General features: G+C 56.4%; 1 protein-coding gene. It reads left to right on the top strand.

The features are described from left to right. The coding region (locus C0K55_RS25655) for a glutamate decarboxylase (RefSeq protein ID WP_098729146.1) at window positions 1-1,110 on the top strand (1,110 nt) is incomplete at its 5' end. Between the last annotated feature and the right edge of the window lie 4 nt (window positions 1,111-1,114).

The following is a 1,114-nucleotide window of genomic DNA, read 5'->3' as shown; positions in this document are numbered from 1 at the left end:
CTGCGTTGCGTAAACATGGTTGCTGATCTGTGGCACGCGCCTGCGCCGAAAAACGGTCAGGCCGTTGGCACCAACACCATTGGTTCTTCCGAGGCCTGTATGCTCGGCGGGATGGCGATGAAATGGCGTTGGCGCAAGCGTATGGAAGCCGCAGGTAAACCGACCGATAAACCAAACCTGGTGTGCGGCCCGGTGCAAATCTGCTGGCATAAATTCGCCCGCTACTGGGATGTGGAGCTGCGCGAGATCCCTATGCGCCCCGGTCAGTTGTTTATGGATCCGAAACGGATGATTGAGGCCTGCGACGAAAACACCATCGGCGTGGTGCCGACTTTCGGCGTGACCTACACCGGTAACTATGAGTTCCCGCAACCGCTGCACGATGCGCTGGATAAATTCCAGGCCGACACCGGTATCGACATCGATATGCATATCGACGCTGCCAGCGGTGGCTTCCTGGCACCGTTCGTCGCCCCGGATATCGTCTGGGACTTCCGCCTGCCACGCGTGAAATCGATCAGTGCTTCTGGTCATAAATTTGGTCTGGCTCCGCTGGGCTGCGGCTGGGTTATCTGGCGTGACGAAGAAGCACTGCCGAAAGAGCTGGTGTTTAACGTTGACTATCTCGGCGGGCAAATCGGGACTTTTGCCATCAACTTCTCGCGTCCGGCGGGTCAGGTGATTGCCCAGTACTATGAATTCCTGCGCCTCGGTCGTGAAGGCTACACCAAAGTGCAGAACGCCTCTTATCAGGTCGCCACTTACCTGGCGGATGAAATCGCTAAACTGGGACCGTATGAGTTCATCTGCACCGGTCGCCCGGACGAAGGTATCCCGGCGGTTTGCTTCAAACTGAAAGACGGGGAAGATCCGGGATACACCCTGTATGACCTCTCTGAACGTCTGCGCCTGCGCGGCTGGCAGGTTCCAGCCTTCACCCTTGGCGGTGAAGCCACTGACATCGTGGTGATGCGTATTATGTGTCGTCGTGGCTTCGAAATGGACTTCGCTGAACTGTTGCTGGAAGACTACAAAGCCTCCCTGAAATACCTCAGCGATCACCCGAAACTGCAGGGTATTGCCCAGCAGAACAGCTTTAAACATACCTGATAAC

The organism is Escherichia sp. MOD1-EC6098, assembly GCF_002965865.1.
Classification (GTDB): domain Bacteria; phylum Pseudomonadota; class Gammaproteobacteria; order Enterobacterales; family Enterobacteriaceae; genus Escherichia; species Escherichia marmotae.
The sequence above is the reverse complement of the archived record's forward strand: the minus strand, read 5'-3'. Positions and strand labels throughout refer to the sequence as shown.